Below are 18,230 nucleotides of genomic sequence, written 5' to 3' on the forward strand. Positions count from 1 at the left end.
GAGCTGATTACTGCCAACTGAGGGTTTATTCTATGATCATCATCTTGAAACCGAACGCAACCGAAGCTGAGATTGCCCTGGTCGTGAAGAAGATCGAAAGCTTCGGCTTGGCCGCCCACATCTCGAAAGGGACCGAGCGGACCATCATCGGGGCGATCGGCGATGAACGGGTTCTGCAGGAGGGGCCGTTAGAGGCCTTCCCCTTTGTGGAAGAGGTTCTGCCGATTCTGAAGCCGTATAAGCTGGCCAGCCGCGAATTCAAGCCGGACGGCTCCGTCGTCAATGTAGACGGGGTGCTGGTGGGCGGCCGGCAGGTGGTGGTGATGGCCGGTCCCTGCGCTGTGGAGAGTCGGGAAGGTCTCCTGCAGATCGCGCAGTACGTGAAGGCCGGCGGAGGGCGCATCCTCAGAGGCGGCGCGTATAAACCTCGGACCTCCCCGTACAGCTTTCAAGGTCTGGGTGAGGAGGGGCTGGCCTATCTGGCTGAGGCCAAGCAGGCCACGGGACTACCGATTGCGACCGAACTGATGGACAGCCGTGATGCGGATGCCGTCTATCAATACGCCGATCTGATACAGATCGGCGCGAGGAATATGCAGAACTTCAAACTCCTGACCGAGGTCGGGTCCCGGCGAAAGCCGGTTCTCTTGAAGCGGGGATCGAGCAGCACCGTTAAAGAACTGTTGCTCGCCGCCGAGTATATCCTGTCGGAGGGCAACTACGACGTGATCCTCTGTGAGCGCGGGATCAGGACCTTTGAGGACGCCACCCGCAACACACTGGATCTCTCGGCTGTCCCACTAATCAAGCGGCTTTCCCACTTGCCGGTGGTCGTCGATCCGAGTCATGGGACAGGCAAGTGGCATCTGGTTTCGCCGATGGCCCTGGCAGCCGTCGCAGCCGGCGCCGACGGTATCATGGTGGAGATCCATCCTCACCCGGAAGAAGCCCTGTCCGACGGCCCGCAAGCGCTTCTACCCAGCACATTCGAGACACTGATGAACGAACTGCACAGAGTGGCTCAGGCCGTAGGAAGATCCCTGTGACCACCGGGTCAAGCTCGGAGCCGCTTGGCGCTGATGTCTCGCCGTCTCTTCCCCTCATGGGACGGCTCGCCATTGTCGGCCTGGGTCTGATCGGTTCAAGTGTGGGGCTGGCCTGTCGGGCTCGTGGTCTGGCCAAAGAGATCCGAGGGGCCGATATCGCAACGGACCATCGCGCGCACGCGATCGCGCTGGGCGTCGTCGACCTGACCTTTGCAGATGCTGGTGCTGCTGTCGAGGGGGCCGACATGGTCCTGCTCGCTGTGCCGGTCGGCGCGATTGCACCTACGCTGGAGCGGATCGTTCCGCATCTTGCGCCGGGCGCGGTGGTGACTGATGTGGGAAGCGTCAAGCGAGTGGTTACGGCGGCGATGGATCGGCTGCTGCCGAAGGGCAACGGAGTTCCCGGCCATCCGATCGCCGGACGCGAGACATCCGGTCCATATGCGGCGTCGGCCGAGCTGTTTGTTAGCGCCAAGTGCGTTCTGACCCCAAGCGTCATTACCGATCCGGCCGCTGCTAGTCGGGTCGGCGCCCTGTGGAACGGAATGGGAGCGGAGGTACTGCAGATGAGCCCGGAGCGTCACGACGAGATCTTCGCCGCCGTCAGCCATCTGCCGCACATTGTTGCGTATGCGCTGATGGGTGCTATATTCGATCTGGAGGATGGCGAGAATCTGCAGGCATTAGCGGGAGGTGGCTTGAGAGATTTCAGTCGGGTAGCGATGAGCCATCCGATCATGTGGCGGGATATCTGTCTCGCCAACCGTGAGCCGATTCTGAAGATGATCGAACGGTTCCAGGCTGCGCTTGGTGATCTGGCGGCGACGATCAGTGCCGAAGACGGGGAAGGGCTCCGCCAGCGGTTCGCGAGGGCGCGCGCCTGTCGGGAGGATTTTAGGAGCGGGAATGAAGGGAACGACCGCGAGCGTCCAGGTCGGTAAGTCAAGCGAACGGGCGCTGCTGGTGGGGATTCACTGCAAGCGCAACCCCCGCTGGGAGGCTGAAGAGTCGTTGGAGGAGCTGGCTCGTCTGGCGGAATCGGCAGGGGCCTCAGTGGCTGGGACGATCTTGCAGGAACGGGACGCGCCGGACCCGCGCTATCTGATCGGGAAGGGCAAGGCGCAGGAGATGAAGGCGCAGTGGGGCGGGAAGGTCGATCTGCTGGTAATGGATGAGGAGCTGTCCGGTTCGCAGCAGCGCAACCTGGAGGAACTGATCGGATGGAAAACCGTTGATCGTCCCTTGCTCATCCTGGATATCTTTGCCCAGCGTGCGAGGAGCCGGGAAGGCAAACTCCAGGTGGAGTTGGCCCAGCTCGACTACCTGTTGCCGCGCCTCGTCGGGCGAGGGGTTGAGCTGTCGCGCCTTGGTGGCGGCATCGGGACACGTGGCCCAGGCGAAACCAAATTGGAGACCGATCGTCGGACGATCCGCCGCCGCATGGCGAAGATCCGGGAGGAGCTGGCCAAGGTCCGTCGGCATCGAGCGCTCCTCAGGCGGCCTCGAAAACGCCATGCCATCCCGATCGTGGCCTTGGTCGGCTACACCAATGCCGGGAAGTCGACGCTCTTCAATGCCCTCACGCACTCGGGCGTCCGGACCGACGACGCGCTCTTCGTGACCCTCGATCCCATCCTGCGTCGGGTAACCACGGCCGACGGATTCAGCTTTCTGCTCTCCGATACCGTGGGGTTCATCCGGCGCCTCCCCGCGCAATTGGTGACGGCGTTCAAGGCGACCCTTGAGGAGTTGGACGAGGCCGATCTCCTGCTGCACATAATCGATGCCAGCCATCCCCAGGTGATGGAGCAGAAAGAGACCGTAGATACGCTCCTCAGGGAGCTCGGCCTCTCGCCAAAGCCGATTGTTGAGGTCTTCAACAAGGTTGATCTCTTGACGAGCGGGATTGGATCTTCCTTTATTGGCGGTAAGACTGTGGTGCCGCGGGTGGCTGTATCCGCCATCACAGGGTATGGCCTCGATCGACTCACGCAGACAGTGCGTGAGTCGCTTGTTCCTACCGCTTCGCAGGCGAAAGAATACGACTGGGTACCCTATCCCGCCGTTCACGTGCAAGGCTGATCACTCGTTTCCTCTGGCCGGAGTCCTGTCAATGCTGAACCTTGCCAATAGCCTCACGATCCTCAGGATCTTTATGACCCCCGTCATCTCGATCCTGCTGGTTTACAAGTTCTGGAGGCTTAGCCTGGCGACCTTTCTGTTGGCAGGCGTCACCGACGCACTGGACGGGTTTATCGCTCGTTCGAGGGCCCAGCGAACAGACTTGGGGACGATCCTGGATCCCCTGGCCGACAAGCTGCTGCTCTCTGCCACCTTCGTGACGCTGGTCTATCTGCGGCAGATTCCCCAGTGGCTCTTCATTATTGTTATCAGCCGGGATCTGATATTGATTGGCGGTTTCCTCGTCGTCTACATTGCCACCGGCAAGACAACGGTCTCCGTCTCCAAGATGGGAAAGCTTACCACCGGTCTGCAGGTTGCGACCGTGTTGACAACCCTGCTGGCGCGTCTGAGCAGCGGGGTGGGATCCTTCTTGCCTGGGCTCGTCTATCTCACAGCAGCGATCACGATCTTTTCCGGACTCGACTACGTCCGCCGGGGCGCGAGGGTGCTCAGCTGGTGAAGGAGGCCGCGATGTCCCTTCCGATTGTCACGATTGTTGGTCGGCCCAATGTAGGGAAATCGACCTTATTCAACCGGCTGGTGGGGGGGCGAAGGGCGATTGTGCACGACGAGCCTGGCGTCACCAGGGATCGGCTGTACGCGACGGTCGAGTGGAAGGGCCGCACGTTCACCCTCGGTGATACGGGGGGGTTGGAGCCTGGCGCAGGAAGCGGTCTGGCGGCCCAGGTGCTCATCCAGGTCCGGCAGGCGGTTCAGGAGGCCGCCCTCGTCATCTTCGTCGTTGACGCCCGCGAGGGGCTGACACCACTGGATGAAGAGATCGCTCGGCTGCTTCGACACGATGTGAAAGCTCGCATCGTCGTGGCGCCGAATAAGGTCGATCGTCCGGCCCATGAGACGCTGGCGTCTGAATTCTTTCGGATGGGGTTCGACGAGATCTGCCCGGTCTCCGCCGAGCATGGGCTGGGCGTCGCGGAGCTGTGCGACGTGATTGTCGAGGCGCTGCCACCGGCAGAGGTTGCACCCGAGCAGAAGGCCATCCGCGTGACGGTGGTCGGTCGCCCGAATGTGGGAAAATCATCGCTGGTCAACGGGCTACTGGGGCAGGAGCGTGTCATCGTGAGTGAGCTGCCGGGCACAACGAGGGATGCGATCGATACCCCGTTCACCTACAACGATACCCCGTACATCCTGATCGACACCGCAGGACTCCGGTCGCGTAGTAAGGTCCAACAGCCATTGGAACGGTTCAGCGTAGTGCGGGCGCTCAAGGCCATTGAACGGAGCGATGTCGCCCTGATCCTGCTGGACGCGAAAGACGGGATCACTGACCAGGATGCCAAAATCGCCGCCTTCGTCCAGGACGCCGGCAGCGGTGCCATCCTGGTGGCGAATAAGTGGGACCTGATGCCGTCCGGCGGCGATGCCCGGCAACAGTTCACACTGGAGGTCCGCGAGCGATTGCGGCACCTGGACTACGCGCCCATCGCGTTCGTCTCGGCGCTGACCGGCTATCAAGTGCTTACGCTGTTACCGATGCTTCAGACCGTCTCACAAGCGCGCACCCACCGGGTGCCGACCCCCCAGCTCAATGATCTCATTGGTGAGGCGGTCCAGAAGTATCCCCCGCCCGCCCACGGCAAACGCCCCGTCCGATTTCATTACGCCACACAGGCGGCAGCGCTTCCCCCCACTTTTTTACTCTTCGTAAGCGACCCGCGCGGTGTGCGGGTCGCTTACCGGCGCTATCTGGTCAACCAACTCAGAGCCGCGTACGGCTTTGTCGGTACTCCAATCCGCTTGGTTTTAAAGGCCAAGTCCGCCTAGGGCGCCCGTGAAGTCATGCTGACCGGCTGGAATATGTAAGCGAATCAAGACCAGCGTTTAGAGATCGGCTCACCTCCTCCCGTGAACGGGCGGGAATCAACTACGCCCCAACGGAGGGAGAGCAAGAACTTTCATGGTAATAACGCCCTTGCTATGTCCGGGAAACTAACCAAACATCACGCACTGGAGACGCTATGAACAACGCGCAATCCGGAATCCTGGAATCGACCCCTCCGGTCGCCCGGTATCTCATCTTCTCGCTGACCGACCAGGACGAAGTCCGTAGGAGCCTGCGGCTCCTCGGTAACATCGCTGACGGTCGACAGACTGTTGTCGGACTCGGTCAATCGCTGGTGCTGGCGCTAGGGGCGACGGTGCCCGGTCTCCGCACGGCTCCGTGCTATACCGGCGCCGGGTGTGAAGTGCCTTCAACGCCGTTCGCGTTGTGGTGTTGGTTGAGGGGGGATGACAAGGGTGAGCTGCTGCATCGAACCAGGCGCATTCATGAGGCGCTGACGCCTGCGTTTCGCCTGGAACAGGTCATTGATGCCTTCACCTATGGTACAGGTCGGGATTTGACGGGGTATGAAGACGGCACTGAGAACCCGAAAGACGAGCGTGCGTCTGAGGTTGCGTGTGTTCGGGGACACGGCGAGAGGCTGGATGGATCGAGCTTCGTCGCCGTCCAGCATTGGGTACATGATCTCGACCGCTTCGAAGCCAAGTCGACCCAGGAGCAGGATTATACGGTGGGGCGCCGCCGGAGCGACAACGATGAGATCGAAGATGCGCCGCCGTCTGCGCACATAAAAAGAACGGCGCAGGAAAGCTTCGATCCTGCAGCGTTCGTATTGAGGCGCTCGATGCCGTGGACGGACGGCTTACGCGCAGGCTTGGTCTTTGTCGCGTTTGCCGCGTCATTCGACGCGTTCGAGGCCCTCTTGAGACGGATGGTCGGCGCGGAAGACGGGATCGTAGACGCATTGTTCACCTTCACCCGTCCGATATCAGGTGCCTTTTTCTGGTGCCCGGGCATGCATGACGGGCGATTGGATTTACGATTGCTCGGCGTGTAAACTATCCTCACAGCCGATACCTGTTACCTCTTGTTGCTGGGGGGCGGCGTAAGCGAACTGGTAGGCTTGACAGGTTCGTGAGGTTCATGTTAGCGTGCGCCTGTCAAAAGCCGGACCGTCGCGTATAATCCGGTGGCTCACAGGAGAAACTCCGGTTAGAGATGCCTATCTACAGGCGTCTTCCCTCGCGTTTTCTTCACAAATCATGCTGCGGAAACAGTGGCGGATCGAAAGAGCCGAGGGGGTCCGTTTGACAAATGAGGCGCCCGTGCGGGGTACAACGCTGGTCAGGGAGAGGTCGATAATGGAGCGGTGTGAAGGGCTGAAGCGACCGAAAGAGGGCTGCGCGATTGCCGTGAAAGACGGCCAGTTGATCGTCCCGGATGATCCGATCGTTCCATTCATCGAGGGTGACGGAACCGGGCGAGACATCTGGCGCGCCTCGGTCCGCGTGTTCGATGCGGCGGTGACACGCGCCTATGGCGGGCAGCGCCGTATCGCCTGGCTGGAGGTCTATGCGGGCGAGAAGGCGTTCAATACCCTCAAGACCTGGTTGCCGGAGGAGACTGTCCAAGCCTTCCGTACGTATATAGTCGGGATCAAGGGACCGCTCACGACGCCTGTAGGCGGCGGTATCCGAAGCCTGAACGTCGCGCTCCGCCAACTCCTCGACCTGTATGTCTGCCTCAGGCCGGTCCGGTACATTCGCGGCGTCCCGAGCCCTGTGAAGCGCCCCGAACAGGTCGACATGATGATCTTCAGAGAGAATACCGAGGACATTTACGCCGGGATCGAGTGGGAGGCGGAGTCGGCGGAAGTCAGCAAGGTCATCCGCTTCCTTCAGGATGAGATGGGGGTCAAAAAGATCCGCTTTCCGGAGAGCTCGGCGATCGGGATCAAGCCGGTCAGTCGGGAGGGAAGCGAGCGACTGATCGAAGCCGCGATTCAGTACGCGCTCCGACATAAGCGGAAGTCTCTGACGATGGTCCACAAGGGGAACATCATGAAATTTACAGAAGGCGCGTTTCGGGACTGGGGGTATGCCTTGGCGGCCGGTAAGTATCGCCACGAGACGGTCAGCCTTCGAGAGAGCTGGATCCTCGATAACAAAGAGAAGCAACCCAACCTCACGGTTGAGGAGAATGCCCTGGCCATCGAGCCAGGCTACAAAGATATGACACCGGACCGTCAGGCGAAGATCCGCGAGGAGGTCGAGGCCGCACTCGCGCTGTGGCCGACGCATGGCGATGGACAGTGGAAGCGCAAGCTGTTGATCAAGGACTCGATCGCCGACATCACGCTGCAGCAGACCCTGACACGGGCCGATGAGTTCGACGTGATCGCCACGCTCAACCTGAATGGCGACTATCTGTCGGATGCGCTTGCCGCGCAGATTGGCGGGATCGGGATTGCGCCGGGGGGGAATATCAACTATCGTACCGGTCACGCCATCTTTGAGGCGACCCATGGCACGGCGCCGAAATACGCCGACCTGGATAAGGTCAATCCCGGCTCGGTTATCCTCTCCGGCGAGATGATGCTGCGGCACCTCGGTTGGAACGAGGCGGCAGATCTGGTGGTCCGTGGGCTGGAGGAGACTATTGCTCGGAGGCAGGTCACCTATGACTTTGCCAGGCTGCTGCGCGTCGAGGGGGCAACCGACGTCAAGGAGTTGAAGTGCTCCGAATTCGCCACAGCGGTCATCGAGAATATGGGCTAGACAGGTTGAGCCGGGACGCTAGAGGAGATCGATGCGATCGAAGGTGACCGTTGTCGGCGGTGCGGGCAATGTTGGAGCCACCGTCGGCCAATATCTTGTCGCGAAAGAACTGGCCGATGTGGTGCTGATCGATATCCTGGAGAGCGTCCAGCATGGACGGGCGCTGGATCTGCTCCAGACGGGACCGGTCCTCGGATCCGACAGCCGGATCATCGGCACAAAAGACTATCGAGATACCGCCGACTCCGACATTGTGGTTGTGACGGCCGGCATCGCCAGAAAGCCGGGGATGAGTCGGGATGATCTGCTTCATACGAACGCCAGAATCGTCGGCGAGGTGATCGGGCAGATTGTGGCCCATTCGCCGAACTGTATTCTCATTATTGTCAGCAACCCGCTTGACGCGATGACCCAACTGGCGCTCAAGCGAAGCGGCTTCGCCAGAGAGCGGGTCATCGGCATGGCGGGCGTGTTGGATGCCGCGCGATTTCGGACCTTTATCGCGCAAGAGCTTCGGGTGTCGGTTGAGAATGTTCATGCCTGCGTGCTTGGCGGCCACGGCGACGCGATGGTTCCACTGCCGCGGTTCTCTACGGTGGCCGGGATTCCGATTACTGAGCTGCTGTCGCCCGACCGGGTCGAGGCATTGGTGAACCGGACAGCCGGAGGTGGGGGGGAGATTCTGGCGCTGCTGACAACGGGAAGCGCGTATTATGCGCCTGGCGCCTCTGTCGTGGAGATGGTAGAGGCGATTCTCAAGGACAAGCAGAAGATCCTGCCCTGCTGCGTCTATCTGGAAGGGGAGTATGGGATACGCGGGTTATGCGTCGGTGTCCCGGTCAAGTTGGGCGCCGCCGGCGTTGGGCAGATCATTGAAATCCGGCTGACACCTGATGAGACGGCGGCCTTGAATCGGTCGGCGACCGCCGTGAAAGAGCTGGTCGATATTCTGAAGCTCTGAGCTGTAGGTAGACGGTACATTGTAAACTCTTAATACAAGGAGGATAGGGCGTGATGCGACTGAGAAACAGATACCTGGGTTCTTTGGTGCTGGCTGTAGGACTGTTGGTCGCCGGCTGCGGTCAGGAGGTCAAGAAAGAGAATGAGCAACTGAAAACGCAGGTGGCAAACCTTCAGAAGGAGAACGCCGATCTCAAGGCTGAGACGGCGACGCTGAAGGGTGAGAACGAGGCGATGAAGAAGGAACTCGATGAGATGAAGACGCAAATGGAACAGATGGAGCAACAGATGAAGGCGAAAGGCCGACCCGCAAAGAGAAAGTAGCCGGCCCGGTCGACAGCACAACGTTGGTTCTTGGGAGAGTCATGACCGAAGAACGACTGAGCGACCAGCGGGGACAGGTCGCGGCATCGACCATGAGAAGAGAGATCTGGTGGCTGCAGCCGATGCTGATCGTGTCGGCGCTGGGCGGATTCATGGTCTATACGGCCTGGGCGGCCCTCCAGGGAACCCACTACGAGTACAAGAACTACTTCTCGCCCTTCTATCCGACGTTCGCCAAACCAGAATGGTGGCCGCTGTCACCGGCCTTTCTGGTCCTCTGGGCCCCGGCGGGCTTTCGATTCACCTGCTATTACTTCAGAAAGGCTTTTCATCGTTCGTTCTTGCTGGCTCCGCCGGCCTGCGCGGTTGCCGACGCGCGGGTCGGCTACACGGGGGAATCCCGATTCCCCTTAATCCTCATGAACGTCCATCGTTACTTTCTCTACCTGGCCACGGTCGAGCTGGTCATCTTGTGGTATCACGCTGCCCGCAGTGTCGTCTTTGACGGGCAACTCGGCGTGGGGATGGGCTCGCTTGTGATGGTGGCCAATGTCGCCTTCCTCAGTCTCTATCTGACCTCCTGTCACTCCTTCCGACATCTCATCGGCGGGCGGCTGGACTGTTTCTCGCACTGCCCAACCCGGCACGCCCTCTGGGGCCAGGTCAGCCGTCTCAACGAACGTCACGATCTCTGGTTCTGGCTCAGCCTCTTTTCCGTAGGATTGACCGATCTGTATATTCGTCTCCTTTCAATGGGCATCATCAGCGATATGAGACTGTTCTGATGGCGCGGGAGCCGTACGAGATCCGCGAGCACGATGTGCTGATCATCGGCGCCGGCGGCGCCGGCCTGCGGGCGGCCATCGAAGCCAGATCTCTGGGCGTATCCGTAGGTCTCATCAGTAAGTCGCTCCTGGGCAAGGCCCATACGGTCATGGCCGAGGGCGGAATTGCTGCGGCCCTCGGCAACGTCTATTCGGAGGACAACTGGCAGGTACACTTCCGCGACACGATGCGAGGCGGCAAGATGTTGAACAACTGGCGGATGGCCCAACTGCACGCGCAGGAGGCGCCGGCGCGCGTCCTGGAACTGGAACGGTGGGGCGCGGTATTCGACCGGACCAGGGATGGGCTCATACTGCAACGCGACTTTGGCGGCCACCGCTACGCGCGCCTAGCCCATGTCGGCGACCGGACAGGTCTCGAGATGCTCCGTACGTTGCAGCAGCATGCGGTGACCCAGGGGATCGAGGTTTACATGGAATGTACCGTGACGCGCCTGCTGAAAGACGGCAACCGGGTGAGCGGGGCGTTCGGCTACCGCCGCAGCACCGGTCAGTTCGTCGTCTTCAAGGCGAAGGCGGTAATCCTGGCCACCGGCGGGGTCGGTAAGCTGTGGAAGTTCACCTCCAACTCCTGGGAGTGTACCGGCAACGGCATCATGCTGGCGCTGGAGGCCGGCGCGGAGCTGATCGACATGGAGTCGTATCAGTTCCACCCGACCGGAATGGTCTGGCCGCCCTCGGTGCGGGGAACCCTGGTGACTGAAGGGGTGCGCGGCGACGGCGGGACACTGCGGAACAATAAGGGCGAGCGCTTCATGTTCCGCTATATTCCGGAGTTCTTCAGGGCCGAGACCGCCGACAACGAGGCTGAGGCCGACGGATGGTACGCCGACAAGAAAAACAACCGACGCACGCCCGATCTGCTGCCGCGCGACGAGGTGGCGCGGGCGATCAACGCCGAGGTCAAGGCGGGACGCGGGAGTCCGCATGGCGGGGTCTTCCTGGATATCGCCTCCCGGCGGCCCGCAGATTATATCATGCGGCGTCTGCCGTCGATGTACCACCAGTTCAAGGAACTGGCCGGTGTGGACATCACGAAAGAGCCGATGGAGGTCGGCCCGACCGCCCATTATATGAACGGGGGGATCCGGGTCGACGCGGACACGACCGCGACGGCCGTACCCGGCTTGTATGCAGCCGGCGAGGTTGCGGGAGGGCTGCATGGCGGTAACCGCCTCGGCGGCAATGCACTGTCCGATCTCCTGGTCTTCGGCCGGCGCGCGGGTCAGCACGCTGCGCTGTACGCGAAGGGCCTCTCCGATGCGCCGACGGTAGAGACGAGCCGGTTGGACGAGTACGCGCGCGACGCCCTGCGGCCGTTTGAGAGCACAGGTGCCGGGAATCCCCATGCCTTTCAGGCGGAGCTGCAAGAGACGATGCAGTCGCTGGTGGGGATCATCCGGACGGAAACAGAGCTGCAAGAGGCGCTGGTACGACTCGGAGCGTACAGGCAGCGGCTGCCGCAGGTGCGCGTCGAGGGCGGCCGTACCTATAACCCCGGCTGGCATACGGCCCTGGACCTGAACGCGCTGCTCACGGTGGCGGAATGCGTGACACGATCGGCGCTGGAACGCAAAGAGAGCCGCGGCGGCCACGCGCGCGAAGACTATCCGTCCACGGATCGACGGTTCGGCTCGGTGAACGTTGTCGTCCGCAAACGTGACGGGGCGATCAGTACGACCCTGGAACCGATCCGCGAGATGCCGGAGGATCTCAAGCAGCTCATTGAGGAGAAGCGGTAATGCCGATCGTCACGCTGCGACTCTTTCGAAGCGATGCGGGGAACGGCGATTTTACGGAGTACCGAGTTGAGGCCGAGGAGGGAATGGTCCTCCTCGATGTGATCCACCGACTGCAGGCGACGCAGGTGCCGGATCTGGCGGTTCGGTGGAACTGCAAGGCCGGTAAGTGCGGCTCGTGTAGCGCGGAGATCAACGGCTGGCCACGACTCATGTGCATGACCCAGATGAGCCTGTTTCCTCCTGGCGAACCGATTACGGTCGCCCCGATACCGACCTTCCCGATGATCCGGGACCTGGTGAGTGATGTCTCCTTCAACTACGAGGTCGCCAAGACGATCCCCGCCTTCAGGCCGCGACCGCCAGACTCCGATGGCGTCTATCGGATGATGCAGGCAGATGTCGAGCGGATTCAGGAGTTCCACAAGTGTATCGAGTGCTTCCTCTGCCAGAATGTCTGCCACGTCATCCGCGACCACGAAGCGAACAAACGGTACTTCGCCGGGCCCCGCTTCTTCGTTCGGATTGCGGCGCTGGAGATGCATCCGTTGGACACCCACTCGCGCACTGAGATGCTTCGGGCGAAAGCGGGGCTCGGCTACTGCAACATCACCAAGTGTTGTACCGAGGTCTGCCCGGAGCAGATCCGGATTACCGACAACGCCATCATCCCGTTGAAGGAGCGCGTGATGGACGATTGCTACGATCCCCTCTTCAGGTTGTTCCGTAAGTTCACTCGTAGACAGGAGGACACGGCCTAATCAGGTGGAGTCATGGACCAGGCTTGGTCCGGCTCTTCTCGGGCGATGACGACAATACCCGAGTCGGAGACGTGGTAGCGTTCACGGTCGGTGTCTGCGTGATAGCCGATTTCGGTTCCCGGTCGGATGAACACATTCTTGTCAATGATAGCCCGCCGGATCCGGCACCCCCTGCCGATTTCCACCCGATTCATGATCACCGCTTCCTCAATCAGACAATGACTGTGGATGCGGACGTTGCGGCCGATTACTGAATTCCGGACCAGGCTTCCGCTGATGATAGTCCCCTCGGCGACGATAGAGTTCAGCGCCATCCCGCGCCGTTCGTCCTCATCGAAGACAAATTTGGCGGGCGGGTCGCTGTAGCTGACGGTGCGAATCGGCCAGCTCCGGTTATACAGATTGAAGGTCGGATGTACGGCTCGCAGGTCCATGTTCGCCTCGTAATACGCCTCGATGGTCCCGACATCCCGCCAATAGCTCGGCTCCTCTCCTCGCGACAGAGTAGGGATACGGTTCGTCCTGAAGTCGTAGGCGTACACCTTCCTCCCTTCTGCTACCAGACAGGGGAGGACGTCCCTGCCAAAGTCGTGAGCACTGTGAGCGTCGTGTGCATCCTCCTCCACTGCCCGCAGCAGAAGATCTGTGTCGAACAGGTAGTTGCCCATTGAGACGAGCGCCTGCTCCGACTCGCCCGGGATCGGTTTCGGCTGTGCGGGCTTCTCCTCGAAGCCGAGGAGTCGCCAGTTGTGATCCGCCTCCATCACACCGAAATGGGACGCCTCCTCAAGGCCTACTGGAAGGGCTGCCACCGTGACCTCTGCTTCCTTTTGCAGGTGGTACCCCATCATTTGGCGGATATTCATCTTATAGATATGGTCCGCTCCGAAGACCGCAACCACGCTTGGATGAACCCGCTTGATCAGGTGAAGGTTCTGAAAGACGGCATCCGCCGTTCCGCGGTACCACTCGTCTCCGGTCCGCATCTGGGCAGGGACCGGAACGACAAAATGATTGCGGGAGACGCTGGTCACCTGCCAGCCTTCCTGCAGGTGCTCCACCAGCGATTGGGCCTTGAACTGCGTCAGGACATAGATGGAATAGATGCCGGAGTTGACGAAGTTTGACAGAACCACATCGATGATCCGGTACTTTCCGCCGAAAGGGACCGCCGGCTTGGCGCGGTCCTTCGTCAAGGGGTGTAGCCGTTCGCCTCGCCCTCCCGCCATAATGATTCCCAGAACGGTCATACCCTGTCCTCCTCTTCGTGTCGTACCTGCTCCATGCGTAGCCTCATTTGACCGTCCTCAGTCCGATTGCGGGCCGTGCGTTGGAATTCAGCCTCTGCCAACTGTGGCGCACACGGGGCGCGACTCAGCGTTGCAGCGATTATCCACACTTAGACGCCGGTTGGCAAGAGATTAGGATGTGTCATTGCGAGCGGAGAGAAGTAATCCCACCGTTCTGCAGCGAGATTGCTACGCTTCCTTCGGTCGCTCGCAATACTCCATGCGCCGGTGGCGCGCCTATGGGCCAAGTTCTTTTTCCCCTCGCCCCTATTTTTGGAGAAGGGGGGGTCCTTTTTGGTGTCCCTCGCCTCCCCTGGAGGAGAGGGCGAAGGTGAGGAGGATTTTCGAACCTTGGTCGGTCACATTATTGAAGCTTGCATAAATAGTGCAAGGCGAACCACACGCTCATCCGTTCGGCCTGAGCTTGTCGAAGGCTCATCCTCTAATGGTTCGACAGGCTCACCATGAACGGAACGAAGACATCCGCGGTCTGCATTACTTATGCAAGTCTCAATAGGATTATGCCGCCAGTTGGGGCGGCCTTTGCCGCGATAGGTCGTATTGATATTTCGTTGACAAATCTAGGAGATAAAAGGAAAATACCTCATATTATGAGGGCTCTTAGCTGATACTATACAAAACAGCATAATTATAGTTAGCCCATGACCAAGGAGATTCAATGTCAAGAAGAGTTGAAGACATCCTTTATGACCTAGCGTCCCTGCCTTGGTGGGTCAGTGTCTGTCTCTCCATCATCGTATACATTGGCATGAAATTCGGTGGCCCGGCCATGTTCGCCGGTCAGGGCATGCTTCAGGGCATAATAGGTGATGGTATTTCCAAGATGGCTGGAATTGTCGCTATCATTTTCCTCATCCCGGCGCCGATCTCCTTTCTTAATTCTCTGCGAAAGCGCAAGCTGCTCGATCGACAAGATGGCATTGAGTCTATTAGGGCACTGCCATGGAAGGAATTTGAAGAGTTACTGGCGGAAGCCTATCGACGCCAGGGCTATTCCGTCCGAGAAAATTCTTCACTGGGACCCGACGGGGGCGTCGACCTGGAATTGGAGAAAGGCGGCAGTATCTATTTGGTCCAATGCAAGCAATGGCGGGACCAGAAAGTTCCGGTCCATGTCATCAGGGAAATGTTTGGCGTCATGACTGCGCAGCGTGCATCAGGCGTCCATGTCGTGACGTCAGGCATGTTTACCCAGGAAGCCAAGAACTTTGCGGCAGGTAAACCAATAGACTTGATCGAAGGTAATGTGCTCGCCAAAATGATCCGCAATGTGCAGGCAGGGGCTGGTTCAGTCCGCAGCCTCGCCACGACCGGCAGGCGGTGTCTACGCTGCAATGGGCAATTGGTCTTGCGCACGGCACGTCGGGGCGACAACATTGGAAGTAAGTTTTGGGGATGCACAGGCTACCCAAACTGTAACTATACGGAGCCGCACAAGGGCTAACCACGTGCTGAGGCCGATGTGCGCCCAGGCCATTACATCTCAGGGCGCACGCGACGCAGCACCGCGTTAGGTCAAGTCCTTTTCTTCCTACAAAAAAACCAGAGGTATAACCTCGGCGTCTCATAATGTCAGGCAGCCAGCTTCGTCATGTCGGGATCTTCCCACTTGCTCTCGGGATGCTCGACGAGTTGCTCAAGGCGTCGCGTGCAAAAATAGCTGATGAGTCGTGCTGTGTTGTCGTGAATGTGGCCGAGTGGCGCATCTGGTAATATCCCTACATGGCTATCAATGAGAGTACCCGGAGTGCCGGGATTCGCTTCGCTCATCCCAGCTTACTGTACCTAACATCCAGTACCGCATGGGGCAGGATACCGAAGGCGATGAGGAGCGCTGATGGCGCGTAGATCACAAAAAACCGGCGGTATCCCGACGTTCGCTGAATTTTCCCGCGCTGATGGAGGTGATTCGGCAGGTGCACGAGCATTGTACGGCGCAGGCCAATCGTGCGGTTGCCGAAGCCTACGGCCTCGACCTCGACGACCTCGCTTACATCCTCGCTATTCTTCCGGTCTTAGGTCGTAATCGCCAGAGATTTCACACTTTCTTGTCCTCAAGAGTGCCGAAGTTGTAGATGGCTATTGCATGGGATGCATTTATTTCTTGCATTTTGTATTGTGCAATTCTAGTATTCAGATACGGAAGCAGACACGCCCCGAAAAGGAAAGGAGCAACCACATGGCACGAAAGACTGTGAGTTTTACCGAGAGCGGCATCGCCGGGCTGTCGGATAACAAGCCAGTGGTCTACCGAATACAGACCGAAAGCGGTAGGACCAACTACGTCGGCGTTGCTAAACGCGGGCGGGTGCAGGAGCGCCTCGCCGAGCATCTGCCCGGCGGGAAGGATTATGTGCCGGGAGCGAAAGTGCGGATCGAGCAGGCAAAGAGCATCGAGCGGGTCAAGCAGACCGAAGCGCGCGTGATCGCCCACTCGAACCCGAGGTACAACGAGCAAGGCAAGACGAAATAGGACAGCCATGGTTGAACTCATCAGCCGTCGTCTCAAGTATGCCCGGGAGAAGTGTGGTCTTACGCAGGTCGAGCTTTCTGTCAAGCTTGGCTTCAAGGACCGCCAGACCGTGGCGGCGATCGAGGCTGGGCAACGGAAGCTCAGCGCCGAGGAGCTGCTACGCTCGATGCAGGTTCTTGGCGTGGATCTCGATTACTTCACCGATCCCTTCCGCTTGGTCGGGGAAGGCAGGTTTTCCTGGCGGACGGCCACGGACACCAACGCGAGTCTGCTCGACGCTTTCGAGGATCGCGCCGGGCGGTGGATCGCGCTCTACCGCAAACTTGGCGAAGAAAAGGACGCGTCGCCGAGCCCGCTTCAGCCCCGGCTGACGCTCACGGAGAAGAGCAGTTACGAAGAGGCGCGCGAAGCCGCGGAGGCCTTGGGGTGCGAGTGGGAGCTGGGCGAGATCCCTGCGCTCACGCTTTCCGAACGCGTTGAGGAAAAGCTCGGCGCCCTCGTACTCTATGTAGCTGCGCCGAAGGGCATTTCCGGCGCGGCCTGCCTTTTGCAGGGTGTGAACGTGATTCTAGTCAACCGCAGCGATCCGGAAGGCCGCCGGCACTACGATCTGGCGCACGAGATTTTTCACCTCCTCACCTGGGAGCAGATGCCGCCCGAGCATCGGGAAGGCGAAATCCCGCGCGGGGGAAAGGGAAAGCGCATCGAACAGCTTGCCGATAATTTTGCCTCTGCCCTGCTCATGCCCGAGCGCACGCTCTCGCCCCGATGGCGAGCGCGAGGCAGCACCGACATCCACCACTGGCTGAACACCACGGCGACCGATCTGCTTGTAACGGCATCGGCGCTCAAATGGCGACTGGTCCAGCTCGAGTGGCTCGGGAGAGACGGCCTGCTGGAAATCCGCGACGACCGGCTCACAGCCAACGGCCGTCCGAGACAGCCCCTCCCTCTTCCCAAGCTGTTCAGCCATGCCTTCGCCCAGCGCCTGCGGGAGGCGCTATCCAAGGGCAATCTTTCCGTGCGCCGCGCGGCGTCGCTGGTCGAGATGACCATCGAGGACCTCGCGGACCTCTTCAAAGCTTACGGGCTCCCTGTCCCGTTCGATTTGTGAGACTGGTCGCGCCGTGCAGCGCGGACAGGCGGTTCTCGTAGACACCAATATCATTATCGAGGCTGTCCGTGTCGGGTGCTGGCGCACCCTGACCGGACATTTCCGGATCGAGACGGTGGAGACATGCTGTGAGGAGGCCCGTACAGGCAACCTGCGCCGGCCTGGCTATGTGGAAGTGACTGAAGGCGATTTGCAAACAAGGCTTGCAGTCCGTCCAGTGTCGGCCAAGGCGCTGGCCACGCTGACACTGCAAGACCCGGAATCCACCGGGCTTGACCCCGGTGAACGCCATCTCTGGGCGCACGCCCTTGGCCGTGCAGGTGATTGGCTGGCCTGCTGTGCTGATCGCGCGGCAGTCAACGCCGCTGTCCGACTTGGATGGAAAGACCGGTTGGTCTCGCTTGAAGAGCTTGCGAATCATGCCGGCGCACGGGCCACACTGAGAAACCTGAAAACACAGTTCACCTTCGTGCGTCTGTCCGAATGGCGCACCGCAGCCTTGCTTGAACGAGGGATCGAATGACCAGCGCCTACGACATCAAGTACCGCAGGGGCAGGGTACCGAAGGCGATGAGGAGAGCTGAGGTTCGGGAGACACTAACTCCAGAATTACGCCCTTCCTTCTTGGTTCCAGTCGACATGATGAAAAAGAAGAGGGACCGAAACTCAACAAGAGGAAAAGGGTTATATGGAAGCGGTGAAGCTCTTTGAGCCCAAACATTGCAGTTAAAAAAGCATCGTTTTGTCCGTGACCCTTTGGTATCGTGGGGTTTGCTCACCAACCACGTACACAATGGAGGGACAAAACGATGCAGGCACAGGTTACCCCGTTGGATGGCTCCAAAGCAATCGGAATCACCTTCACCGACAAACCCGTGACGGCCTTTGGG

General features: G+C 60.0%; 19 protein-coding genes. 17 read left to right on the top strand and 2 right to left on the bottom strand.

Translation table 11 applies throughout. The features are described from left to right. Positions 1 to 32 precede the first annotated feature (32 nt). The 12 genes from aroF (at position 33) to KGL31_02675 (ending at position 12,443) form a co-directional block, all read left to right on the top strand. Complete coding sequence (gene aroF / locus KGL31_02620) at positions 33 to 1,046, top strand: 3-deoxy-7-phosphoheptulonate synthase (protein MDE2320800.1); 1,014 nt, start codon at positions 33 to 35, stop codon at positions 1,044 to 1,046. Further along, positions 1,043 to 1,987 carry a prephenate dehydrogenase/arogenate dehydrogenase family protein gene (locus KGL31_02625; protein ID MDE2320801.1) on the top strand — a complete coding sequence of 315 codons (945 nt, stop codon included), beginning with the start codon at positions 1,043 to 1,045 and terminating at the stop codon, positions 1,985 to 1,987. The genes aroF and KGL31_02625 overlap by 4 nt, the downstream gene beginning before the upstream one ends. Continuing rightward, positions 1,953 to 3,128: a GTPase HflX gene (hflX, locus tag KGL31_02630; protein ID MDE2320802.1), complete on the top strand. Its 1,176-nt coding sequence runs from the start codon at positions 1,953 to 1,955 to the stop codon at positions 3,126 to 3,128. The genes KGL31_02625 and hflX overlap by 35 nt, the downstream gene beginning before the upstream one ends. A gap of 31 nt (positions 3,129 to 3,159) precedes the next feature. Beyond that, complete coding sequence (gene pgsA / locus KGL31_02635) at positions 3,160 to 3,690, top strand: CDP-diacylglycerol--glycerol-3-phosphate 3-phosphatidyltransferase (protein MDE2320803.1); 531 nt, start codon at positions 3,160 to 3,162, stop codon at positions 3,688 to 3,690. 11 nt (positions 3,691 to 3,701) lie between these two features. Further along, positions 3,702 to 5,018, top strand: coding sequence for a ribosome biogenesis GTPase Der (gene der, locus KGL31_02640; GenBank protein ID MDE2320804.1), 1,317 nt, complete (start codon positions 3,702 to 3,704; stop codon positions 5,016 to 5,018). Between the two features lie 194 nt (positions 5,019 to 5,212). Further along, positions 5,213 to 6,094 carry a Dyp-type peroxidase gene (locus KGL31_02645; GenBank protein ID MDE2320805.1) on the top strand — a complete coding sequence of 294 codons (882 nt, stop codon included), beginning with the start codon at positions 5,213 to 5,215 and terminating at the stop codon, positions 6,092 to 6,094. Between the two features lie 304 nt (positions 6,095 to 6,398). Next, positions 6,399 to 7,814, top strand: coding sequence for an NADP-dependent isocitrate dehydrogenase (gene icd / locus KGL31_02650; protein MDE2320806.1), 1,416 nt, complete (start codon positions 6,399 to 6,401; stop codon positions 7,812 to 7,814). Positions 7,815 to 7,845: 31 nt separating this feature from the next. Further along, the gene (mdh, locus tag KGL31_02655; GenBank protein MDE2320807.1) at positions 7,846 to 8,775 is read left to right on the top strand and encodes a malate dehydrogenase; all 930 of its coding nucleotides are present in this window, start codon (positions 7,846 to 7,848) and stop codon (positions 8,773 to 8,775) included. A 50-nt stretch (positions 8,776 to 8,825) separates the two neighbouring features. Then, positions 8,826 to 9,098 (top strand): hypothetical protein, encoded by a 273-nt coding sequence (locus KGL31_02660; protein ID MDE2320808.1) that lies wholly within the window; start codon positions 8,826 to 8,828, stop codon positions 9,096 to 9,098. A 41-nt stretch (positions 9,099 to 9,139) separates the two neighbouring features. Beyond that, positions 9,140 to 9,883, top strand: a complete 744-nt coding sequence (locus KGL31_02665; protein MDE2320809.1) for a succinate dehydrogenase — start codon at positions 9,140 to 9,142, stop codon at positions 9,881 to 9,883. Next, positions 9,883 to 11,685 (top strand): fumarate reductase/succinate dehydrogenase flavoprotein subunit, encoded by a 1,803-nt coding sequence (locus tag KGL31_02670; GenBank protein MDE2320810.1) that lies wholly within the window; start codon positions 9,883 to 9,885, stop codon positions 11,683 to 11,685. The genes KGL31_02665 and KGL31_02670 overlap by 1 nt, the downstream gene beginning before the upstream one ends. Further along, positions 11,685 to 12,443: a succinate dehydrogenase/fumarate reductase iron-sulfur subunit gene (locus tag KGL31_02675; GenBank protein MDE2320811.1), complete on the top strand. Its 759-nt coding sequence runs from the start codon at positions 11,685 to 11,687 to the stop codon at positions 12,441 to 12,443. Before KGL31_02670 ends, KGL31_02675 begins: the two co-directional genes overlap by 1 nt. Here the strand turns inward: KGL31_02675 and glgC are convergent. Further along, the gene (glgC, locus tag KGL31_02680) at positions 12,440 to 13,693 is read right to left on the bottom strand and encodes a glucose-1-phosphate adenylyltransferase (GenBank protein MDE2320812.1); all 1,254 of its coding nucleotides are present in this window, start codon (positions 13,691 to 13,693) and stop codon (positions 12,440 to 12,442) included. The genes KGL31_02675 and glgC overlap by 4 nt on opposite strands. Before the next feature lie 718 nt (positions 13,694 to 14,411). Here glgC and KGL31_02685 point away from each other — a divergent pair. Next, positions 14,412 to 15,197 (top strand): restriction endonuclease, encoded by a 786-nt coding sequence (locus KGL31_02685; GenBank protein ID MDE2320813.1) that lies wholly within the window; start codon positions 14,412 to 14,414, stop codon positions 15,195 to 15,197. A 128-nt stretch (positions 15,198 to 15,325) separates the two neighbouring features. Here the strand turns inward: KGL31_02685 and KGL31_02690 are convergent, their stop codons facing one another. Beyond that, positions 15,326 to 15,523: a hypothetical protein gene (locus tag KGL31_02690; protein ID MDE2320814.1), complete on the bottom strand. Its 198-nt coding sequence runs from the start codon at positions 15,521 to 15,523 to the stop codon at positions 15,326 to 15,328. Between the two features lie 409 nt (positions 15,524 to 15,932). On the opposite strand from KGL31_02690, the gene KGL31_02695 reads away from it, so the two are divergent. From KGL31_02695 to KGL31_02710, 4 genes are read left to right on the top strand one after another with little or no spacing between them, the layout of a single operon-like run. Further along, positions 15,933 to 16,226: a hypothetical protein gene (locus tag KGL31_02695; GenBank protein MDE2320815.1), complete on the top strand. Its 294-nt coding sequence runs from the start codon at positions 15,933 to 15,935 to the stop codon at positions 16,224 to 16,226. 7 nt (positions 16,227 to 16,233) lie between these two features. Next, the gene (locus tag KGL31_02700) at positions 16,234 to 17,340 is read left to right on the top strand and encodes a helix-turn-helix domain-containing protein (GenBank protein ID MDE2320816.1); all 1,107 of its coding nucleotides are present in this window, start codon (positions 16,234 to 16,236) and stop codon (positions 17,338 to 17,340) included. 13 nt (positions 17,341 to 17,353) lie between these two features. After that, a complete protein-coding gene (locus KGL31_02705; GenBank protein MDE2320817.1) occupies positions 17,354 to 17,863 on the top strand; it encodes a hypothetical protein in 510 nt (169 codons plus the stop codon). Next, positions 17,860 to 18,051, top strand: a complete 192-nt coding sequence (locus KGL31_02710) for a hypothetical protein (protein MDE2320818.1) — start codon at positions 17,860 to 17,862, stop codon at positions 18,049 to 18,051. The genes KGL31_02705 and KGL31_02710 overlap by 4 nt, the downstream gene beginning before the upstream one ends. Positions 18,052 to 18,230: the final 179 nt, after the last annotated feature.

It is taken from the genome of Candidatus Methylomirabilota bacterium (genome assembly GCA_028870115.1).
Lineage (GTDB): Bacteria > Methylomirabilota > Methylomirabilia > Methylomirabilales > Methylomirabilaceae > Methylomirabilis.

What these genes read in the sequence shown, in the direction of transcription:
- KGL31_02700 (MDE2320816.1), top strand. Translation starts at nt 16,234, where the DNA reads ATGGTTGAACTCATCAGCCGTCGTCTCAAGTATGCCCGGGAGAAGTGT.
- pgsA (MDE2320803.1), top strand. Translation starts at nt 3,160, where the DNA reads ATGCTGAACCTTGCCAATAGCCTCACGATCCTCAGGATCTTTATGACC.
- KGL31_02695 (MDE2320815.1), top strand. Translation starts at nt 15,933, where the DNA reads ATGGCACGAAAGACTGTGAGTTTTACCGAGAGCGGCATCGCCGGGCTG.
- aroF (MDE2320800.1), top strand. Translation starts at nt 33, where the DNA reads ATGATCATCATCTTGAAACCGAACGCAACCGAAGCTGAGATTGCCCTG.
- KGL31_02710 (MDE2320818.1), top strand. Translation starts at nt 17,860, where the DNA reads ATGACCAGCGCCTACGACATCAAGTACCGCAGGGGCAGGGTACCGAAG.
- KGL31_02690 (MDE2320814.1), bottom strand. Translation starts at nt 15,523, where the DNA reads ATGAGCGAAGCGAATCCCGGCACTCCGGGTACTCTCATTGATAGCCAT.
- KGL31_02670 (MDE2320810.1), top strand. Translation starts at nt 9,883, where the DNA reads ATGGCGCGGGAGCCGTACGAGATCCGCGAGCACGATGTGCTGATCATC.
- KGL31_02645 (MDE2320805.1), top strand. Translation starts at nt 5,213, where the DNA reads ATGAACAACGCGCAATCCGGAATCCTGGAATCGACCCCTCCGGTCGCC.
- mdh (MDE2320807.1), top strand. Translation starts at nt 7,846, where the DNA reads ATGCGATCGAAGGTGACCGTTGTCGGCGGTGCGGGCAATGTTGGAGCC.
- hflX (MDE2320802.1), top strand. Translation starts at nt 1,953, where the DNA reads ATGAAGGGAACGACCGCGAGCGTCCAGGTCGGTAAGTCAAGCGAACGG.
- KGL31_02685 (MDE2320813.1), top strand. Translation starts at nt 14,412, where the DNA reads ATGTCAAGAAGAGTTGAAGACATCCTTTATGACCTAGCGTCCCTGCCT.
- KGL31_02665 (MDE2320809.1), top strand. Translation starts at nt 9,140, where the DNA reads ATGACCGAAGAACGACTGAGCGACCAGCGGGGACAGGTCGCGGCATCG.
- der (MDE2320804.1), top strand. Translation starts at nt 3,702, where the DNA reads ATGTCCCTTCCGATTGTCACGATTGTTGGTCGGCCCAATGTAGGGAAA.
- KGL31_02675 (MDE2320811.1), top strand. Translation starts at nt 11,685, where the DNA reads ATGCCGATCGTCACGCTGCGACTCTTTCGAAGCGATGCGGGGAACGGC.
- icd (MDE2320806.1), top strand. Translation starts at nt 6,399, where the DNA reads ATGGAGCGGTGTGAAGGGCTGAAGCGACCGAAAGAGGGCTGCGCGATT.
- glgC (MDE2320812.1), bottom strand. Translation starts at nt 13,693, where the DNA reads ATGACCGTTCTGGGAATCATTATGGCGGGAGGGCGAGGCGAACGGCTA.